Annotated in this window: 18 protein-coding genes and 1 pseudogene; 14 read left to right on the top strand and 5 right to left on the bottom strand. The window is 68.4% G+C overall.

The features are described 5' to 3' along the window. The first annotated feature begins 78 nt into the window (after nt 1-78). From ACIQI7_RS37080 to ACIQI7_RS37050, 7 genes are all read left to right on the top strand, one after another. Nucleotides 79-870, top strand: a complete 792-nt coding sequence (locus ACIQI7_RS37080) for a hypothetical protein (protein ID WP_401118753.1) — start codon at nt 79-81, stop codon at nt 868-870. Between the two features lie 285 nt (nt 871-1155). Next, nucleotides 1156-1608, top strand: coding sequence for a hypothetical protein (locus ACIQI7_RS37075; protein ID WP_401118751.1), 453 nt, complete (start codon nt 1156-1158; stop codon nt 1606-1608). An 82-nt stretch (nt 1609-1690) separates the two neighbouring features. Further along, a complete protein-coding gene (locus ACIQI7_RS37070) occupies nt 1691-2431 on the top strand; it encodes a class F sortase (RefSeq protein ID WP_401118749.1) in 741 nt (246 codons plus the stop codon). 218 nt (nt 2432-2649) lie between these two features. Continuing rightward, nucleotides 2650-3519, top strand: a complete 870-nt coding sequence (locus tag ACIQI7_RS37065) for a hypothetical protein (protein WP_401118747.1) — start codon at nt 2650-2652, stop codon at nt 3517-3519. After that, nucleotides 3516-4319: a two-component system response regulator CseB gene (gene cseB, locus ACIQI7_RS37060; protein WP_401118745.1), complete on the top strand. Its 804-nt coding sequence runs from the start codon at nt 3516-3518 to the stop codon at nt 4317-4319. Before ACIQI7_RS37065 ends, cseB begins: the two co-directional genes overlap by 4 nt. Continuing rightward, nucleotides 4316-5521, top strand: a complete 1206-nt coding sequence (locus tag ACIQI7_RS37055) for a sensor histidine kinase (RefSeq protein WP_401118743.1) — start codon at nt 4316-4318, stop codon at nt 5519-5521. The genes cseB and ACIQI7_RS37055 overlap by 4 nt, the downstream gene beginning before the upstream one ends. Nucleotides 5522-5903: 382 nt before the next feature. Then, nucleotides 5904-8225 carry an RNA-binding domain-containing protein gene (locus ACIQI7_RS37050; protein WP_401118740.1) on the top strand — a complete coding sequence of 774 codons (2322 nt, stop codon included), beginning with the start codon at nt 5904-5906 and terminating at the stop codon, nt 8223-8225. Between the two features lie 54 nt (nt 8226-8279). Here the strand turns inward: ACIQI7_RS37050 and ACIQI7_RS37045 are convergent, their stop codons facing one another. The 3 genes from ACIQI7_RS37045 to ACIQI7_RS37035 form a co-directional block, all read right to left on the bottom strand. Beyond that, a complete protein-coding gene (locus ACIQI7_RS37045) occupies nt 8280-9098 on the bottom strand; it encodes a class I SAM-dependent methyltransferase (RefSeq protein WP_401118738.1) in 819 nt (272 codons plus the stop codon). Continuing rightward, nucleotides 9095-9565 carry a hypothetical protein gene (locus ACIQI7_RS37040; RefSeq protein WP_401118735.1) on the bottom strand — a complete coding sequence of 157 codons (471 nt, stop codon included), beginning with the start codon at nt 9563-9565 and terminating at the stop codon, nt 9095-9097. The genes ACIQI7_RS37045 and ACIQI7_RS37040 overlap by 4 nt, the downstream gene beginning before the upstream one ends. Before the next feature lie 327 nt (nt 9566-9892). Next, on the bottom strand, nt 9893-10408 hold the full coding sequence (locus ACIQI7_RS37035) for a helix-turn-helix transcriptional regulator (RefSeq protein WP_401118733.1): 516 nt from the start codon (nt 10406-10408) through the stop codon (nt 9893-9895). Between the two features lie 253 nt (nt 10409-10661). On the opposite strand from ACIQI7_RS37035, the gene ACIQI7_RS37030 reads away from it, so the two are divergent. From ACIQI7_RS37030 to ACIQI7_RS37000, 7 genes and pseudogenes are all read left to right on the top strand, one after another. Continuing rightward, complete coding sequence (locus tag ACIQI7_RS37030; RefSeq protein ID WP_401118731.1) at nt 10662-11057, top strand: ATP-binding protein; 396 nt, start codon at nt 10662-10664, stop codon at nt 11055-11057. 227 nt (nt 11058-11284) lie between these two features. Further along, nucleotides 11285-11425 carry a hypothetical protein gene (locus ACIQI7_RS37025; protein WP_393030924.1) on the top strand — a complete coding sequence of 47 codons (141 nt, stop codon included), beginning with the start codon at nt 11285-11287 and terminating at the stop codon, nt 11423-11425. Nucleotides 11426-11438: 13 nt separating this feature from the next. Then, nucleotides 11439-12625, top strand: a pseudogene (locus tag ACIQI7_RS37020) (cupin domain-containing protein). Next, nucleotides 12622-12753 carry a hypothetical protein gene (locus tag ACIQI7_RS37015; protein WP_401118727.1) on the top strand — a complete coding sequence of 44 codons (132 nt, stop codon included), beginning with the start codon at nt 12622-12624 and terminating at the stop codon, nt 12751-12753. The pseudogene ACIQI7_RS37020 and the gene ACIQI7_RS37015 overlap by 4 nt, the downstream one beginning before the upstream one ends. An 82-nt stretch (nt 12754-12835) precedes the next feature. After that, nucleotides 12836-13519 (top strand): hypothetical protein, encoded by a 684-nt coding sequence (locus tag ACIQI7_RS37010; RefSeq protein ID WP_401118725.1) that lies wholly within the window; start codon nt 12836-12838, stop codon nt 13517-13519. Between the two features lie 28 nt (nt 13520-13547). Next, nucleotides 13548-14336, top strand: a complete 789-nt coding sequence (locus tag ACIQI7_RS37005; protein WP_401118722.1) for a hypothetical protein — start codon at nt 13548-13550, stop codon at nt 14334-14336. A gap of 161 nt (nt 14337-14497) precedes the next feature. Continuing rightward, entirely contained in the window at nt 14498-16816 is a 2319-nt protein-coding gene (locus ACIQI7_RS37000; protein ID WP_401118719.1) for a hypothetical protein, read from the top strand. A gap of 423 nt (nt 16817-17239) precedes the next feature. Here the strand turns inward: ACIQI7_RS37000 and ACIQI7_RS36995 are convergent, their stop codons facing one another. Both ACIQI7_RS36995 and ACIQI7_RS36990 read right to left on the bottom strand, forming a co-directional pair. Then, entirely contained in the window at nt 17240-18553 is a 1314-nt protein-coding gene (locus tag ACIQI7_RS36995; protein WP_401118717.1) for a DUF3631 domain-containing protein, read from the bottom strand. Nucleotides 18554-18853: 300 nt separating this feature from the next. Continuing rightward, entirely contained in the window at nt 18854-19045 is a 192-nt protein-coding gene (locus ACIQI7_RS36990; protein ID WP_401118714.1) for a hypothetical protein, read from the bottom strand. Nucleotides 19046-19235: the final 190 nt, after the last annotated feature.

The following is a 19235-nucleotide window of genomic DNA, read 5'->3' as shown; positions in this document are numbered from 1 at the left end:
CACCGCGAACCGCGGATAGCATCGAGCGTCTTCGAGAATGTCGTCGGAATGCCGTTTACTGCGGAAAGAGGTCGGACCGTGGCAGAGCTCCCACCGGTCGAGTACGCCGTCGCCGTCGAGCGCTACCTGGCCGCCTCCGGGCTCTCCGACGGCTCCCGCCGGATCTACCGGATCGCGCTGGACACCTGGGCCTGGGCACTCGCCGACCGGCCCGCCCCCACCGGCCAGGAACGGCGGCGCGCCCGGCCGCCCGTCCTGCCGCTCGCCCTGCTCGACCACCCCGACGCCGCCGCACGGCTCCGCGCCGCGGCCGCCCGGCGCGGCGCCGACACCGACCCGCGCACCCTCAACCGGGAACTCTCCACCCTGCGCGCGGCCGTGGCCTGGTGGCGGGCCAGGGGCTGGCTCGACGACGACCCGACCGCCGACCTCCGCCCCCACCGGCTGCCCGAACCCGCCGAACCCGCCCTGGACGCCGAGCAGTTGCGCACCCTCTTCGCCCTCCGCGCGCCACTGCGCGAACAGACGCTCTGGCACCTGCTGCACGAGTCCGGCGCCCCGATCGAGACCGTCCTCGCCCTGGACACCGACCACCTCGACCTGCCCCGCCGCCGCACCCGTCACGGATACCCCGCCGTCCACTGGCAGTCCGGCACCGCCCGGCTGCTCCCCCTCCTCATGGCCGGCCGCGCCGCCGGCCCGCTCTTCCTCACCGACCGCCGCGCACCCGCCGGCACCCCCGCCCGCGACCGCTGCCCCCACACCGGCCGCGCCCGCCTCTCCTACCGGCGCGCCGCCGAACTCTTCACCGCCCGCACCCGGCCCCTCGGCCCGGACTGGACCCTCCGCCGGCTCCGGTCGGGGCGGTAACCGCGCGGCCGTCGGCCGGAGGCGCGAGCGGCTCCGCGCCGCCGTTACGCAGCCGATGGGCGGCCGTGACACGACCGGCCGAGGACCGCGACACGGCCCTCCTACCGTCGTCCACGACGCCACCGGCCGACCCCTTCGAACCGGCCGGGAGGGCGTCCACGACGAGGACGTACGCGTCCGGCGCCGACGACGGACGTCCCGCGACACCAGCACGGCGGACCCCGCGAACCGCACCGCGGAGCGGCGTCCACCACGCACCGACCGATGCAGAGGGAGACACCCCGCATGAGCCGTACCCACCGTTCGCCCGCCCGCCGCGTCCTGGCGGCCTGCGCCCTGACCGGCGCCGCGCTGCTGGCCACCGTCACCGGCGGGCAGGCCTGGGCCGACAGCGCGCCGAAGCCCGCCGCCCCCAGCGTCGCCAGCCCGAACGTCGACGCGGCGGCGAAGACCTCCGCGCCCGCACCGGCCGCCCCGAGGGCCGAGGCGCCGAAGCCCGAGGCCTCGCCCGCCGTGACCGTTCCCAGGAGCGCCGCCTCGCCCGCCCCGGCCGCGCCCGGTGGCGCCCAGCCGGCGCAGGTCCGCGAGGTGCCCCGGGGCGCCGCGCAGGCCGGTGACGGCTCCGCCGCCTCCGACGGCTCCGGCCTGATGCTCGCCGGTGGCGGCGCCGTCGCGGCCGTCGGCGCCGCGGGCCTGGGCTTCGCCGTCCTGCGCCGCCGCTCCGGTGCGCGCGGCTGACACCGGTCCCGAGTCCGCCGGGCACCCCGGCGCCGCTTCCCCGTACCCGGCCAGTCGGGGAAGCGGCGCCGGGGCCGCCCCGGTGGCGGGGACCGACAGCCGCCGACGCGCCAAGGGCCGCCGGCGGGGGCGCCGACGCGCCGCCCGGCCCGGCCCGGGCCCGCTGAGCCGTACCGCCTTCGGCACCGCGGGCCTGCTCTGCCTGGTGCTCGGCACCTCGCTCGCCCTGTCCGGACGGGAGACCCCGGTGGTACGGGTCGAGACCTCCGGGCACGGCAGCGGGGGGACCGGCACCCCGGCGGCGGCCCAGGGCGCCGGAGCCACGACCGGCACCGCGCCCGCCGCGCCCACCGCACCCGTCGCTCCCAAGCCGTACCCGCCGTCGCCGCCGACCCGGCTGCTGGTCCCCTCCGTCGGGGTGGACGCCCCGGTGGCCGAACTCGGCCTGAACCCCGACGGCACGGTCGAGGTGCCGCCGGCCGACCGGGGCGACGAGGTCGGCTGGTACCGCAACGGCCCCACCCCCGGCGAGACCGGCCCCGCCGTGCTCATCGGGCACTACGACACCGCGCACGGCCCGGCGGTCTTCAAGCAGCTGCCGAAGCTCCGGCCCGGCGAGCTGATCCGGATCCGGCGCGCGGACGGCGGCACCGTGGACTTCAAGGTCCGCACCCTGCTCCAGGCCGCCAAGGACCGCTTCCCGACCGAACAGGTGTACGGTGACACGCCCGCGCCCGCACTGCGGCTGATCACCTGCGGCGGACGGATCGGCTCGGACGGCCACTGGACGGACAACATCATCGTGCTGGCGGACCTGGCCTGACGCCGACGCCGACGCGGCCCCGCCGCGCCCCGCCCCGCCCCGGCCCGACGGCGGAACTCGGGGCCGCGTCACGGACCGGAGCCCCCGTGGAACCGGCCCGACGACGGCACGGGACCCCGCCGCGGAACCGCCGGCCGCCGTTCGCGCGACCTACCACCGGGGCGGTGACGGGAGCGACGGCCGAAACGTCGCCGCAGATCAGGAGGACGACACCGACCGTGGCAGCAACCCCACCATCCCGCCGCCGACCCGGCGCCGTCCCGGTGGCCACCCTGGCCGGCCTGGTCGTCGTCCTCGCCCTCGCCGCCCTGGCCTTCGGCCCCGCCACCCCCGGCGAGCTGCGCGACCAGGGCCCGGCCGAGGCCGTCACCCCGCCGCCGGTGCCCCGGCCGCTCTGGCCCCAGCTGCCCACCTCCCCGCCGCCGGCCACGCCCGCGGCCGGTGCCACCCAGGAGCCGCCGCAGCCCGTACCGGACGTGACCGTCCCCGGGCACGACATCACCGCGGTCGACGTCCGCACCGTCCTCGCCAAGGACCCGACGGTGGGCCCGGAGGAGCGGCAGGCGCTCGGCACCTGCGCCGACTGCGAGGTCCGCGCCCCCGAGTTCCGCGACGTCACCGGGGACGGGCAGCCCGAGCTGATCTCCGTCGTCGTCACCCCCGGGCGGGTCGTGCTGCACGTCTACACCCTCGTCGGGGACCGCCTGCTGCCCGTCCTCCAGGTGCCGGTCCAGCCGGCGTTCAGCGCCGCGACCATCGGCCCCGACCTCTGGCTGTACGAGCCGACCAGCGCCTACGTCCAGACCAGCAGCCACTACCAGTGGGACGGGGCCAGGCTCGCCCTGAAGGAACGCCGGGACGAGGGCGTCGGCGTGCTGCCGCCCACCGGCCCGCCCACGGGCCCGGCCACCGGCCCGGACACCGGCCGGGCGGCCACCGCCACGCCCGAAGCCAGCCCGGGACCGGTGCGCCGCACCCCCCTCGCGCCGCAGCCCGCGGCCCCCGGGGCCGCCGTCCCGTCCCCGCGCGGCGCCCGGCCGTCCACCGTGCCCTCCGCCCCCGCCGTGCTCCCGGAAGCGAAGCGATGACCACCCCCGCAGGCACCGACTCCACCCACACCGGCGCCGCCGGCACCCCCGCCCACCCGCACATCCTCCTGGTCGAGGACGACGAGGTGATCCGCGAGGCCACCCGGATGGCCCTGGAACGCTACGGCTTCCCGGTCACCACGGCGGCCGACGGCCTGGAGGGGCTGGAGGCCTTCCACGCCGTCCGGCCCGACCTGCTCCTGCTCGACGTCATGCTGCCGCTGCTCGACGGGGTCGGCCTCTGCCGCCGGATCCGCGAGGAGAGCCAGCTGCCGATCCTGATGATGTCCGCCCGCACCGATCCGGTGGACGTGGTCTCCGGGCTGGAGGCCGGCGCCGACGACTACGTGGTCAAGCCCTTCGAGAGCGCCGTCCTGGTCGCCCGGATCCGTACCGTGCTGCGCCGCGTCCGGGTCGTCCCGGCGGCCGACACCCCGCCGCCACCACCACCGCCGGCCGTCCCCGGGACCCCGCGGCCGCCGGAGGCCCCCGCCCCCGCCCCCTCCCCCGCCGTGCGCAGCTTCGACGGCCTCCAGGTGGACACCGACAGCATGGAGGTCCGGGTGGACGGCCGCCTCGTCCCGCTCACCCCCACCGAACTGCGGCTGCTGCTGGAGTTCACCGCCGCGCCCGGGATCGTGCTGGAGCGCTCCACCCTGCTCGAACGCGTCTGGGACTACGAGTGGGGCGCCGACACCCGGGTCGTGGACGTCCACGTGCAGCGGCTGCGCGCCAAGATCGGCTCCGGCCGGATCGAGACCGTCCGCGGGTTCGGCTACAAGCTGCGGCGCCCGGCATGACCCTGCGCCGCCAGATCGCCACCGCCGTCGCCGCCATCGCCGTCCTGGTCGCGGTGGCCGTAGGCCTGCTGGTCCACCAGGCGATGATCCGTCAGCACGTCGACCAGGCCCGTTCCTCCGCACTCGCCGTCCTCGACTCCGCCCTGGACGACTACGGCCGCGGCGGCGCCCCGTCCGGCCGCGGCGCCGCCGTGAACGACCCGGCCCTGCCCGAGCGGCTGCGCGCCCTCGCCGCGAGCGGCCGGCACGGCTCGCTGCTCGCCGCCGACGGCAGCGGAGAGTCGATGTGGGCGGCCGGACCGGTGCAGAACGGGGTGCTGTCCGTCCGGGTGGACTTCGCCCAGGACCGGCAGGCCATCGCGGACCTGGACCGGATCATCCTGCTCACCGTCGTCGCCGCGGTGTTCACCACCGTGCTGGCCGGCGTGCTCGTCGCCGACCGGATCAGCCGCCGGCTGCGCACCGCGGCCACCGCCGCCCGGGGCATCGCGGCCGGCGGGACGGACACCCGGATCGGTGAACTCGTCGACGGCAAGGACGAGGTGGCCGACCTCGCCGCCGCCGTCGACCTGATGTCCCGCACCCTGCACCGGCGGCTGGAGGACGAGCAGCGCTTCACCGCGGACGTCGCCCACGAGCTGCGCACCCCGCTCACCGGGCTGGTCACCGCCGCCGAACTGCTGCCGCCCGGCCGCCCCACCCAGCTCGTGCAGAACCGGGTCCAGGCGCTGCGCGGCCTGGTCGAGGACCTGCTGGAGGTGTCCCGCCTGGACGCGGACGCCGAGTCCCCCGACCTCTCCGCCGTCCCCCTGGAACGCGCGGCCCGCCGCACCGTCACCCTCACCGGCCTGGACGTCACCGTCGACGTCACCGCCGACCGGCGGGTCCGCACCGACCTGCGCCGGCTGGACCGCATCCTCGGCAACCTCCTCCTCAACGCCCACCGCCACGGCGCCGGCCCCGTCCACCTGCACGTCGACGGCCCGCGGATCACCGTCCGCGACCACGGCCCCGGCTACCCCGAGGACCTCCTGCGGCACGGCCCCCAGCGCTTCCGCACCAACGCCCCCGAACGCGGCCGCGGCCACGGCCTCGGCCTCACCATCGCCACCGGCCACGCCCGCGTCATCGGCGCCACCCTGACCTTCGCCAACCACCCCGACGGCGGCGCCCTCGCCACCCTCACCCTCCCCCCGGACTGACCCCGGCAACGCCGAAGGGCCGGCCCGACACCCGTCGGACCGGCCCTTCCCACTGCTGCTCGGAGCCCCCTGTCGGGTTCGAACCGACGACCCCCGCTATACAAGACGAACCCGGACCATGACGGCACGTGACACCTGATGCCGCGTGGCGCTGAACCTGCAGGTCAGCGCCACGCGGCGGGTCTCGTGATCCAGCTCCGCTCGGCTCCTGCCACCCCGTTCGCTCACCCAGCGCTCACGCACCCGCTCCAAGCGGCTCCCGCCTTGGACTCGTCCTTGTCATTCCAGCCCCCAAGCCTCACTTGCCTCACTAGACTGCCGGGATCCACGCCGGTCCTTCGGCAACACCCTGATGCAAGCCTGAGCAGAGAGCGGGTAGCGGATGAACCTCGCCACCATCGAACGAATGGTACGAGAGGGCGATCTGAGCATGGAGGCCCTCAAATATCTGATCGATTGTCGCGGCGAGTGCGAATGGCTTGATTTCAAGCAGGAACTGCATCTGGAAAATGATCACGGCGCGGCATCCTTCACCAGAGATGCCCTAGCCATGAAGAATACCGGCGGCGGGTACATCGTGGTCGGCGTTCAGGATAGGAGCTGGGTACCTGTGGGCCTGGCCAGCGAGCTTCCCTACGATGCGAAGCTCCTTCGCGACAAGATTCGCCGTGCAGCGGGAATCGAGATCGCCGTCGACATTGTGCAGCATCAGCTTCGCTACACCGGAGAACCTCGCTGGTTTGCAGTAATTTTTATCCGCTCCGCCGCCAAGCGGAAAAAGCGACGCACACCCACCCTCGTAAAGCACGACTTTTGCATCAAGGAATCCTTCGGCCTTCGGCGAGGCGAGATATATTTCCGCCGCGGCGACTCCACCGTTCGAATCGACAACAGCGAGGAGCTCGAGGAGCTACTCGACGACCTCGAGGAACGTGCAGACCAAGACAGTCTTGATAAAGAAACGAAAAGCCCATTTGCGGTTGACTCGGGAACTTATCGACTCCTTGAGAAGGACTACCGGTTCTTTGTTGGGCGCAACAATCTCCGAGAGCAGCTCGTTTCCGCAGTGACAAGAGATCCACGCATCTGGATAATTAATGTGCATGGACCTGGCGGAGTCGGAAAGTCCGCGCTTGCCACATGGGCCGCATACCATTTTTACGAGGACCGAACCTTCGAGGCCATCCTTCAACTGACCGCCAAGGAAACGGTTCTAACCGCTGGTGGCATCACTCGATCCGAGAGCAGGACCCTCTATTCACTTGAAGGGCTGCTCGACCAAATCCTTAGACTCTTCAGCGAGGAGCCTCCTGACGCCCTGGAGGAGAAGAAGAGCACAGTAATTGAGTGGCTTTCCGTATGGCCAACTCTAATTGTGCTCGACAATCTGGAGACAGTAGACGACGGAAGGATTATCTCTTTCGTCCAGGAACTCCCTCCAGAGTCGCTGGCAAAGGTCATCATCACCAGCCGGCGCAAGACTGGCGGGTGGGAATATCCGGTAACTGTTCCCGAGCTAAATAATGCCGAGACGCGCGAGTTTGCGACGGTGAAGGCAGAAGAGCTCCAGATCAATCTGCAGCTCACGGATCGCCGGATCGAGCAGATCAACAAAGCCTGCGGAGGACTCCCTCTGGCCATTCAGTGGGCACTCGGGCGATTCAAATTGCGAGGAGACCTCGACAGCGCACTGAAAGACGTCAAGGGAGAGGATTCGCCGGTACTGGAATTTAGCTTCCGCAACATCTGGGACGTCCTATCGCAAGACGCAAAGCGGGCCTTGTCGGTAATGTACATTTTCGACACCCCTCCCGGGATCCAGCTTCTTGCCCTCGCCGCGGAAATGTCGCACGACCGCCTGGACACAGCCTTGCGAGAGCTGGAGGAAGCGACGCTTGTGAGTCGCCAGCTCCACCCTGCGGACGGGCAGGCGGTATTCGTGAGTCTACCCATCACGCTTGCTTTCGCCGGCCGCCAGCTCTCGCAGTTCGGCACTCTGGAGACCGACGCGCGACGCCGGGTGCAGCAATATACACAGCAGATGGAGCTAAAATCATGGGAAGTAGAACGCTTCGTTAGCGTTTTCGAGCGATATGGAATTCAGACCGACAACGAGAAGCGTGGCACAATTCTATGCCGCCGCGGAGAATCCGAAACATTCTCAGGAAACCTCGAGTCCGCAGATGATCTGTTCAAGCAGGCTCGCGAAGTCGCTCCAACGAGTGCATACGTATTCGCCATGAGCGCCAACTACGAGCTGGCCAGAAAACGAATTGGCCAGGCGATAAACTTTGCCAATATTGCATGCAGCCGAGCAAATAAACTCACTGGGGGGCTCGCATATAGCGTGAAGGCTCGAGTGTGCGACGCCCAGCGTGACAAGTATGGACGGGTAAATGCTCTGCGTCGAGCGGTAGAGTTCTCGCCCAGCGATCTCGTGTTGCGTCACCAACTTGGCGTTGCACTAAGTCGCGCTGGAGAAACCGACGCCGCTATCAGGACGTTCACAAAGATCATCGATGATGAGTCCATGAAGGAGGTCCCGAGTGAAACACTCCTCATGGCCATCAAGACCCGAATCATCAATTACAGGCGCCTTGGGCGCACCGACGAGGCGCGAGAGGATCTGGTGCTAGCCAAGGCCCTGCTGGCCCACCATCCACACCTGAGCTCACAGGCTCACCACATCGCTGAGCTTGAATAGGTGCCCGCGGGGGTCGTGCCTGCGCTGCCCGCAGGAGCAGGGCACGACTTGCCCCTACAGCTGGCATACCAAAATCCCGCCAAGGCACGTGATCTTGAAGAAGCCTCGGGCATCGATTGTCGCAGCAGCGATCTCAGCCGCTCGGCTGACGGTCTCATGGAACGGGACACCGCATTGGGCTGCCCACGCCTCGTAGGAAGCTAGGTGGGCGACGATCGGCGCAGGGTCGGTGATCTCGATAATTCCGGGCAGTTCCCGCACCTGGACGTCTTTGAACGCCGTTCCGAGGTAGCCGCGGGCCTTCTCCAGGGAGAAGCGGGAGCTTAGCGAGACTCGCGCCGGCCCCTCCGGAATCCCGAGGACGTCTCCTGCAGCCTTGGCCCAGAGCTGGTCCAGCTCCCGCTTGTCGGTGTCGCTGTTGGTCGAGGCAATGAGCACACCGCCAGGCCGGAGGACGCGGGCCAACTCCTCGATCGTGGACGTGATGTCGCTGACGTGGTACAGCATGTGCAGGGCCAGTACGGCGTCGGCGCTGTCGTCGGCGAAGGGCAGGGCCTGGGCGTCGGCCACCAGGACCGGCTTCGCGACGTCGGCGAGGATGCCCGCCGAGATGTCCATTCCGATGATCTGGAGGTCCGGGCGGTCGTGGTGCAGGCGGCTGACGAACTTGCCGTTGCCGCAGCCGACGTCGATGACGGTGCCGCTGGTGTCGGCCAGTTCTTCAACGATGACCCCGGGCAGGTCGTACTGCGGCTGCTGCCACTGGTAGATCGACTGGCGGGCGGCCAGGTGGCGTCCGTCGGCGTATGCGCTGTTCGCGAGGATCGCCTTGTCGGCGACTGCGGCGTCCTGCTGCGCGGTGTTGCTCGTCACTGGGGCAGCTCCGGAGGGTTCGTGAGTGCTGGTCGAGAGCAGGCTTCTCTGACATTCTCACGGAGACTCAGGACGACCGGGGAGCCTGCGTAGCCGGGCTCGGCGAGACGAGCGCTCAGCGCCCGAAGGCGGCTGGAGATGCTCGCTGTTCGCCGGTCCGGTGCGGCGCTCAGCACCACCGAGAGCTTCTCCTGCAGACCGTCGAGGTCACCGTGGGCGAGGTGGGCGTTGGCGAGGTCAAGGCGGGCGGCCAGCAGGTCACCAGAGGACTGTTCCTGCTGCGGTGCGGACTCGTACAGGGCGATGGCCCTGGAGGACGCCTCGATGGCGCGGTTCATGTGACGCTGACTGCCCAGAGCAAGGAGGGTGGTGCCGACGTAGGTCCACTGCTTGGCCTCGGGAAACGTGAATACGCCGGGAAGATCCACGGCAGCTACGGCGCTCCGCGCCGCCTCGGCAGCTTCCACGGCTCGTAGCGCGCTCGTGCTGTCGCCGAGCGCGGCGGTGGCCCGTGCTTCGAGGCTGAGCAGGCGGGCTGCGATCGTCCCGCTGTCCGCGTACGGCAGCCCGGCTCTGGCCAGTTCGGCGGCCTGGCGGTGGTCCTGCTGCCAGTAGGCGATCAGGGACTGGACGGATCGGATCCAGGCCCGGAGGCCGTTGTGGCCAGCCGACTCCGCGCAGCGCCAAGCCGTTCGCGAATGCGTAGCTGCAGCTGTGTACTGGCCGAGGTCGAGGGCGACATGGGTGGCCAGGCCGCAGAGGCGTCCGGCCTGCAGGTAGAGATGGCTTGTCTGTCACGGGTGTTGGCGGCCTCGGAGTAAGTCGAACACTCCTCGCCGGAGGGTTCCGATGTCGTGGAAGAGCTCGGACACCGGCTTGCTCACGTAGTCCCCTGCCAGCCTCGCGATGTCCGCGTCGATCTGTTCAAGCAGTGTGTCGTCCACGTTGGACGCGCTCGCGAAGCGAAGGAAGAGCGCGGACTCTGCCGAGTCGACTGTCACGGCCACTACGAGATCGTTGTCGCGGCCCGTGCGCCGGGCAGGCACAGGAGGCGAGGCGTCGCCGACGATGCTGGGCGGTGGGACTGCTTCGGCGGCTGCAGAGGGTGCTGCCAGCAGGTCGGCCAACTGGTCGACCGAGAGTCCCAGGGCCCGGGCGAGCTTCGGCCGCATCCAGGGCTGCGGGGCACCCCTACCGCTCTCCCATCGGCCCACAGTCGTACGGTCCACGTCGAGGGCTTCAGCCAAGGATTCCTGGGTGTGGCCGACAGCCTCCCTGCGCTGGATCAGCCGGGACCTCCTGGATGCCATCCCGCGTCCTCCAGAGGTACGTCAGTTCGTCCGTAGCCATAACAGGCCAGGTCATGCCCAGGTTTGCAGCACGGATGCTTCATCGCCGCTTCAATTCTGCTCTGGTTCACCGGCGTTGGAGGCGGTTCTGTAGATACCTGCCGGGTGAATCCCGGCGCGAATCGGCCCGCTGCCGACCTCGTCCCGGTGAAAGGTCCGCGCTCATGTCCGTCGCCACCCGCCAAGCCACTGCCCCCGCCCGTTCGGCTTTCGCGTGCTTCCCAGTGCCGAGGCCGTGCCGGACGCCCGGCGGCGGGTGATACGGGCCGTGCGCGGTTGGGGCTTGCCGCTGGCGGAGGACGCGCTCCGCGATGTCGAGCTGCTGTCCATCGAGCTGATCACCAACGCTGTGTCCCACACCCGCGCCCCGTGCGTCGTACACGTGTCCTGGGACGGTGAGCGGCGGCGCGTCGAGGTGACGGATGTCGGCCACGAACTGCCGGCTGCAGGCGGGATCGATCTCGACGCCACCGACGGGCGAGGGCTGTTCCTGGTGGCGGCGCTCGCGACGAACTGGGGCGCCGAGCCGGCCCCGCTGGCAAACGGATCTGGTTCGAGGTCGGCACCACCGCTGCCGTTTCGGGCGACGAGCGACTCACCGCGCTGGTGAGGGCCGCTGCCCCGAAGGCACGGGGCGTCGCGCCAACAAGCGTCTGACAAGACTTCCTCCCGCCCCGACGCGGGCTTGGGGGATACAGGTGCCCGCGCTGGTCAACAGCTACGCGGCATAAACACCTGCGGTTCCTCGCCGGCGGCTTGCCCCGGCAACGGATCCATCGCTCCACCCACGACGGGGCCGGGCAGTCGGCCTGCCCCATCATTCCGAAGGAGTGCTTCATGCCCGAGAACCTGACGAACAACACCGAGCTGGAGGGCGACGGCCTGCTGGTCGCCCGCGCGAAGGTCGCCGCGGCCCGCTCGCGTGGCGAGCAGCCGTCGGACGGCGGCTCCACCGGCCGAACCGACACCAACGACTGACGGCTGCATCACGATGACCGCCGAGCACTTCTCGGTGGTTGAGCGTCTGGGCGGGGATGACTTCCTCGCCCAGACGCTCGGCCGCAGCTTCAAGGTCGCACGCGGTGAAGCCGCGTCACTCGCAGGACTCATGAGCTTGGATGACCTCAACGCCATCCTGACCCACCACCGGTTCGAACCCCCTCGCTTCCGACTCGCCACCAACGGGGAGCAGCTGCCGCGCACACGTACTCCCGGCCGATCGTCACCCGGCGGAGCACCGTCTGGCACCAGCTCCAGCCCTCCGAGTTGCACCAGCGTCTGGCTGAGGGTGCCACGCTGGTGCTGGACGCCGTCGACGAGCTGCACCCCGGAATCGGTGCTCTGGCCGGCCAGCTGGAGCGCTGGCTGCGAACCGGCGTGCAGGTCAACCTGTACGACTCCTGGACCGGCATCGAAGGCTTCGGTGTCCACTGGGACGATCACGACGTGGTTGTCGTCCAGCTCGACGGCGCGAAGCGCTGGCGTATCTACGGCCCCACCCGCACGGTGCCGATGCACCGCGACGTCGAGACGCCCGAACCGCCGCCCGAGGAGCCCGTCGCCGATCTGGTCCTCACCGCCGGAGATGTGCTCTATCTGCCCCAGGGCTGGTGGCACGCCGTCGCCGCCTCCGAGGGCCAGCACTCGCTGCACGCCACGTGCGGTCTGCAGAGCACGACGGGCGCCGATCTGATCACCTGGCTGTCGGAGACGTTGCGCGCCCACGAGGCGGTCCAGGCGGACCTCCCGCGCTTCGGGACCGCCGAGGAGCAGCACGCCTTCCTCAACACGATCAGCAAGCTCATCACGGCCGAGTTGGAAAGCGACGACCTGATCGCCCGCTTCTCCTCCGCGCGTGACGCCACCGAGCGAGCCCGGCTCGCACCGTCGCTGCCCCACATCACGGCGGCTCCGCCGGACGCCGACCTCCAGGTGCGCCTGGTCACCACGCGGCCCGCGCTCACGGCCGTGTCCGACGGCACCGTCCGGCTGACCGCCGGCGGTGAGGAGTGGACGTTCGCCGCCAAGGCCGAGCCGATGCTCGCGCTCCTCGCCGACGGGGAACCTCACCGGCTGGCCGATCTCGCACAGGCCGCAGGCATCACTCTCGGGCAGGCGGCCGGTGTCGTGACGGAGCTGGTCGACGGCCAGGCCGCCGCGATCGGAGGTGCGCGATGACGGCCCGGCTGGGCCTCGGCACCTACCGCTGCCCCGATGTGGCCGAGGCCGCAGTGATGGCCGCGTCCCGGGGTGCCAACTGGGTGGACACCGCGCCCAACTACGCAGGCGGCTGGGCGGAGACGTGACTCGCTGTGGTTCTGGCTGCCTACCCGGATCTGTGCTTCTCCACGAAGGTGGGCTTCGTCCCGGCCAACGCCAGGCACATCGGTGTGCGAGCTGGTGCCCTGTCCGCTGCGGACGCCGAACGCGGGCACTGCCTCGCCCCCGGACTACATCGCCTGGCAGCTCGCGCGCAGCAGGCGCATGCTCGGCCGGGTGCCCGATCTGGTGTTCGCGCACAACCCCGAACACGACTGCGCGAACGGCGAGATCACCGATCGGCTCTTCAACGCCTTCCTGGCCCTGGAGGAGGTGTGCAGCCAACAGGTCATCAGTGCTTATGGAGTGGTGACCTGGCGCGGCTTCAGTAGCGGCCTCTTCGACGTACCCACGCTGATCGAACTCGCGGCCAAAGCTGGCAGGCCGAATCATCACCTGCGGGCCATCCAGCTCCCGGTCTCCCTCGTCCACCTCGCACCCGTCGCCCAGGCTCTCGACGGACACGGCCCGTTGGCCGATGCCCTGGCTGCGGGCTTGGAGGTGTTCGCCTCCGCCCCGCTCCACGGTGGCGAGATTCCCGGCATGGTGCCCCCGGAACTGTCCGAGCTGATCAGCCCTGGCAAGACCCCTGCCGAGGCCGCCCTCGCCGTCGTTGCTTCAGCCCCAGGAGTGAAGCGCGTGCTCCTGTCGACGGGGAACCCGGAACACTGGAGGCAGACCGCCGAAGCCGTCGGCCAACCGTCACTGTCTCCGGACGTACTTCGAAGGGTCGTTGATGTACTCGGAACCTGAGCCGGACACCGCCAGGCGGATGCGCGGGATGCACGCCACAGCAGCAGCGGCGCTCAACGCGACGCCGAGCGGCTCTCGCGAAGCATGGGGCTGGCGCGGACGTACCCTCGGCCGCCCGGTCGCCACCACATCCGGCGAAGGCTGGCTCCGCCTGGTGTCCGTCCCGGTCGACAAGGCCGGCGGAAAGCTCTGGGAGGGGCCGCAGAAGGCAGAACAACTCATGCCTCCTGCGGTACCCAGGCCGCGCCTGCGGGAGCGGCGCACCTGGGCCGAGGGCGAGCACGGCTACCTGGCAGAGCTGTACGACAAGATCACCGCCTCCACCATCACCACCCACGAGCCGATCCTTCGGGAAGCGCCCGACCTGGACAACGCCTGGTGGGACGGACTCAGCACCGCCCTCGACGCCATTGCCACCGTTCCCAGCCACCGGGTGGCGGTCCGGCAGGAATACCTGGACCGGGCCATGCCGGAATACCTGGGCATTCCCGTCAACACCACCGTTCCCGCCTGGGCAACGTCCCACGGCGACCTGCACTGGGCCAACCTCACCAGCCCTACACTCACTGTGCTCGACTGGGAGGGCTGGGGCGCCGCGCCCGCAGGCTACGACGCAGCTCTCCTATACGCCTACAGCCTCCTCGTCCCGGAGACTGCCGCCGAGGTCCACCGCCGCCTCGCTCACGTCCTCGCCACCCCAGCCGGGCGCTTCGCTGGACTGGCCGTCATCACCGAACTACTCCAGACCACCACGCGAGGCGACAATCTCGACCTCGAGGGGCCCCTGCGTACGTGGCTCTCGGAGATCACCAGATGAGAGCGCCTCTGCGAACGGCGAAGGCGCCACGACGGCCACTCTCGCCGTCCGCGACGCTCTGAAACCATCACTTCGCCGGCCAAGATCGAGCGGTGACAGTTGCCATGGAGATCTTTCGCAACACCATCGAAGGCAAGGTCGGTGCAGCGTAACCTGCACATGTGACCGATCATCACATGCCAGCAGTCTCAGCCCCAGGGCCGCCCGACTTCCAGCTACATACGCTCGGGTGGCGCGCCTTCCAGGACTTAGTGGCAATGATCTTCCGTGAAGTGATTGGGCAGTTCTTTCAGCCCTTTGCGGACAGTGCGGATGGTGGAAGAGACGGCGCCTTCTATGGCGAGTGGAGAAGTCATCCCGGCGCCACGTCGGATATGCCTTCAGGAGTTGGCGCTTTCGTGATCCAGTGCAAGCACACTAACCGCGACTCTACGGTAACCGCTGCAGGCCTTCGGGACGAATTCGCCAAAGTCCCACGGCTCGTACAAGCCAACCTGTGCGAGACATATATCCTGGTCAGCAACGCGCGACTCAGCGGCAACGCCGAGGAAGCAATCGTTAACAGGTTGAGAAAATTGGGGGTGAAATATCCCCTGGTTCTTGGCGGGCGCTGGTTAAACCAAACAATCGCCACAACCCCGCGCCTTCGGATGCTAGTCCCGCACATATATGGACTGGGTGATCTGTCGCAAATTATCGACGAACGAGCTTACGCCCAATCCCGCGCCTTCCTTAACTATCTAAGCGACGACCTGTCAACATTTGTCGCCACAAGGGGCTACTATCGCGCTGCCGATTCGCTTTCCGCCGAAAGTTTTGTCTTGCTCCTTGGCGAGCCTGCGGTCGGCAAGTCAACAATCGCAGCAGCTCTAGCTGTCGCCGCGATTGATAATTGGGGTTGCAATGTCGTGCTCGCAAGCAGCGCCATTGAGGCAGTGGAGCACTGGAACCCTTACGAGCCTAATCAATTCTTCTGGATCGACGATGCTTTTGGCTCCGTCAGGCACGAGCGAGGAATGACAGACGAGTGGTGTCGTAGACTTCCGAAGATAATGGCCGCCGTAAGCATGGGGGCAAAGTTCGTCTTGACCTCGCGAGATTATATCTACAAGGAAGCTCGCAGATACCTCAAGGAGTATTCTTACCCGCGCCTTCGGGAGGGCAAGGTCGTCGTAAGCGTGGAGGATCTGGACTACGTTAGCCGCCAGCAGATACTCTACAACCATCTTCGAATGGGTGATCAACCACCGCGGTTCTTGTCGTGGATCAAGCCACATCTAGAAGTAGCCGCTTCAGTCGAGCCATTTCGCCCGGAGGCGGCACGACGCCTGGGATCTTCAAGATTCACTCAAGGCTTGTGCATCACGCGGAGACACGTTCAGGAGTTTATGGCGGACCCGGGGTCTTTCCTTCGGGACGTATACGTCGGCATGGATCGGTCTCACATTGGCGCTCTGGCCCTCGTCTACATGGCCGTTAATCTTCCCAACCCCATCCATCTAAGTGATTTCCAGTCCGCCGCCCTTACTAAAATCGGGTGCTCATCCGCCAGCGCCCTACAATCGCTCTCGCAATTGGGGGGAACATTCCTGCGCTACGGAAGCTCCGATTACGACGGAGGCGCGGACTGCTGGTCTTTTCGACATCCAACGCTACGCGAGGGGTTCGCCGCCTTGATGGCGGAGGATCCCACCATGTTGGATCTCTTCATTGAAGGGATCCAAGATGCCTCGGGGTTGTCACGCCTTGACGCGCTCAACGAAAAAGCCGCAGGTACGCTCGTCAGAATTCCACCCAAACTCTATCCCCGCCTTTCCGAGATCCTTTGCCAAATTAGACCGACCACCAAAGACCATAGGTCTTGGAGTCAGTACTGTCGATTTCTCGCATACCGCTGCAGCGACGACTTCCTCACGCTTCACATGGCGCGAGATTGGTCCCTGGTCGAGGTATTGCTGAAAATTAGGCCGATGCTAGCGCTTTCCCCAGAGGTTGATGTACTCGCCAGACTACGGACCGCAGGAATTCTCGACGAGCACACAAGGCAGCGCGCACTGAAGGAAATCAAGAGGATTACGGAAGAGTTTCCCGATGGATCATGGTTCGACTCTCCCGACTTTCGACTCCTGATGGATCCGGGTGAGCTAATGGCCATTTCGCTCTCGGCTCGCAGGTCCATCATCCCGCGCCTCGACGAAATTTTGAGAGATTGGTCCGATCGGGCGCCCCAGGATAGCGACACCACCTCCCACTATCGCCCTCTCTGCGAATCTTTCTACGCATTTCAGGAGCTCATGAGGTCGGATGACTCTGCGGTGTGGGAGCTCGAGAAGGCACTCAGGGCTATCGACGCGATCAGCCGCCCCGAAAAGTTCAAGAATCAACAGTTGCTCACTCAGTCCGGCGTGCCCCACTCATCTAACGGGGAGGATCTCCATCCTGGATCAGTAGCTTCTCGCAGCACCTTCGACGATCTGTAGCAAGGTGATGGCGAGGCGGCTGACGACGCCGAAGATGGCCGGCAGGACGGCGTCGCTCGACCGGTGGCTACCCGCCGTTGTGCGGCCACCCGCTGGTTCCCCTTCGCCCTCCTGGGCGTGCCACACGCGTACGAAGGCCGTAGGACCGTCGTAGGCGACCCTTGCCCGCCCCCAGGGGCGCGGCCGGGGTAAGGATGACTTACCCCACAACTTGCTCCGCCTGCGGTATCAGTCCGGTCACCCCCGGCGGCCTGTCCGTTGCGGTGTTCCTGGACGCCGTGACGGCGTCGCAGTCGTCCCACTCGTTGCGTGCCTGGTCACGGTGGTACGGGTGGTGGTCCAGGGACGATAGAACTCGTTGCGGGGAAGCGACCCGTCCCCGCTCCGAGCTGGGCGGGGACGAGTGGTACGGGTGGTGGAGGCTCAGATGCCGACGGCGGCAGGCTGCTCGACGGGTTCCGGGCAGTAGCGGCTCCAGGGGTCGAGGAAGCTGTTGCGGGTGAAGCCCTTGCGCTGGGTGTCCCGATCGAAGCGGATGTTCGCCGAGCTGATGCCGTAGTCCTTGAGCAGGAGCTGCAGGCCGCGTGCAGTCAGGCCGTTGGTGCCGTGCTCGGCCCAGGGCGCCTCGCTGTCGGCCTTCAAGGCGGTCAGGAGGTGCTCGGTGGACAGGGCGTCCGGGTTGCCGCCTGCGGCGAAGACTCGCCGGATGTCGGCCAGGATCCTGGTCTTCAGGCCGCCGTCCTCGTCCTGCCCGGAGTCGTGGGCGGTCATGGCTCGGCAGGCCGCTCGGGCGCGGGCGGGCCACTCGCCTCCGGCGAGGTCGGCGACCGCCACCAGGGGCTCCCAGGTGTCAGCTGCGCGGTCCTCGACCGGCATCGACGGCTCCAGGTCGGCTGCCGTGTCGGTCAGGGGCACGAGCCAGGCCCGGAGGCCATTGCGGAGGTGGTGCAGGCCTGGGGTGTCCCGCTTGGAACGGAACGCGGCAACCTGCTCGCCCGGCGCCCGGCGGCGCATGCGGATGACGACCGACCGGTCCATGATCGTGTCCGGGAGGTCGCCGATACCGGCCAGGGCCGCCATGGCGAAGGTGGGAAACCTCATCGGCTTGTGGTCGGGCCCGGACACCCGCAGCGTGGGCCGGTTCCGCTGGTGGCCGGCGTTCAGCAGGCCGCGCAGGTCCTCGTTCCTCTCCGCGACCTTGATGGTGCCGAACAGGGTGTCCGCCTCGTCCACCAGCAGGGTCGGCGGCTTGTCGGTGATCGACCGGAAGATGGCGGTCGGAGTGGCGTTGACCGTGCTTAGCGGGTCGTGGACCGTCTCGGTGATCACGTCGAGCAGCCGCGACTTCCCGCACCGCTTGGCCGGTCCGATCACCGCCAAGCGCGGCGCGTGCTGCCACGCGAGCTGCAGGTGGGTGGCGGCCACCCACAAGGTCACCGCGTCCAGCGCGTGGGCGGACGGCAGGATGACGAACCGGACTATGGCTGAACGCAGTTCGGACAGGAGCTCAGCGCCTGGGGTGGGCGGACTGACCGGGACGTCCTCGGTGACCCGGTCACTGACCGCCTCGGAGGTGACCTGACCGGTCAGAGGAACGGTGTCCCGGTCACCCCCGTCGGTCAGTACGTCGTTCTGACCGACCGCTGGTCGGAAGTGACCGGGCTGACCCGGGACGGCCACAGGAGGCCAGTCCTGCGCCTGGCCTCCCGATGCGGGCTGCGGAGAAGTAGAGTTCACGGTGAAGCTCCTCGCTGGGGCGCGCGACCTGGACCGTCGCGCTGCCACCGGTTGAACTGATTCGCTGATCTGGCGACTTCGTCCGGCCCTCGGTGTTGGTAGCACCGAGGGCCGTCGCATTCCTGGCTTGCGGGAGTGAGCAAGCCGGTTTGGCTCAACTCGCAGGCGGATGGACTGCGTTGCGCGGCCGCACGACCGACGGGCGACGCGACGATACGACCGCCCTGGCGGAAGATCCACTGCTCTGGCGGCAGTCCTCTCACGGCAGACAACCTCGTGGACCGACCAGCGGCCATGTCGTCACGCAGCCTCACCGCCAGGCGTGACGTCGATGCCCAGCAATCGCAGGAGGTCTGCGGTGATCACCCCGTACTTCTTGCCGAGCCGCAACACGCAGCAGGGATAGGCATCCCGTCGTGCCAGTTCGTAGCCCTTGCTGCGGCCGAGCCCGATGGCGCGGTTCGCGGTGTCCAGGTCGATCGCGGCCGGCAACCTCCGCCACGGCGCGGCGAGCCTCGCTCACGCGGCGGGTGCGGACCTGCACTCGATCAAGGAGATGCTCGGCCACTCCTCGATCGGCATCACCTCGGACACGTACACGACCCTGCTCCCGCAGGTCGACCGGGCAATCGCCGAGGCGGCGGCCCGGCTCGTTCCCCGGGCGAACAGACCGCGCAAGGTT

This window comes from Kitasatospora sp. NPDC092039, from assembly GCF_044756065.1.
Classification (GTDB): Bacteria; Actinomycetota; Actinomycetes; order Streptomycetales; family Streptomycetaceae; genus Kitasatospora.
Note: the sequence above shows the minus strand (reverse complement) of the source record. Positions and strands in the feature narration are given on the sequence as shown.

What these genes read in the sequence shown, in the direction of transcription:
- ACIQI7_RS37075 (WP_401118751.1), top strand. Translation starts at nt 1,156, where the DNA reads ATGAGCCGTACCCACCGTTCGCCCGCCCGCCGCGTCCTGGCGGCCTGC.
- cseB (WP_401118745.1), top strand. Translation starts at nt 3,516, where the DNA reads ATGACCACCCCCGCAGGCACCGACTCCACCCACACCGGCGCCGCCGGC.
- ACIQI7_RS37055 (WP_401118743.1), top strand. Translation starts at nt 4,316, where the DNA reads ATGACCCTGCGCCGCCAGATCGCCACCGCCGTCGCCGCCATCGCCGTC.
- ACIQI7_RS37050 (WP_401118740.1), top strand. Translation starts at nt 5,904, where the DNA reads ATGAACCTCGCCACCATCGAACGAATGGTACGAGAGGGCGATCTGAGC.
- ACIQI7_RS37035 (WP_401118733.1), bottom strand. Translation starts at nt 10,408, where the DNA reads ATGGCATCCAGGAGGTCCCGGCTGATCCAGCGCAGGGAGGCTGTCGGC.
- ACIQI7_RS37025 (WP_393030924.1), top strand. Translation starts at nt 11,285, where the DNA reads ATGCCCGAGAACCTGACGAACAACACCGAGCTGGAGGGCGACGGCCTG.
- ACIQI7_RS37015 (WP_401118727.1), top strand. Translation starts at nt 12,622, where the DNA reads ATGACGGCCCGGCTGGGCCTCGGCACCTACCGCTGCCCCGATGTGGCC.
- ACIQI7_RS37005 (WP_401118722.1), top strand. Translation starts at nt 13,548, where the DNA reads ATGCACGCCACAGCAGCAGCGGCGCTCAACGCGACGCCGAGCGGCTCT.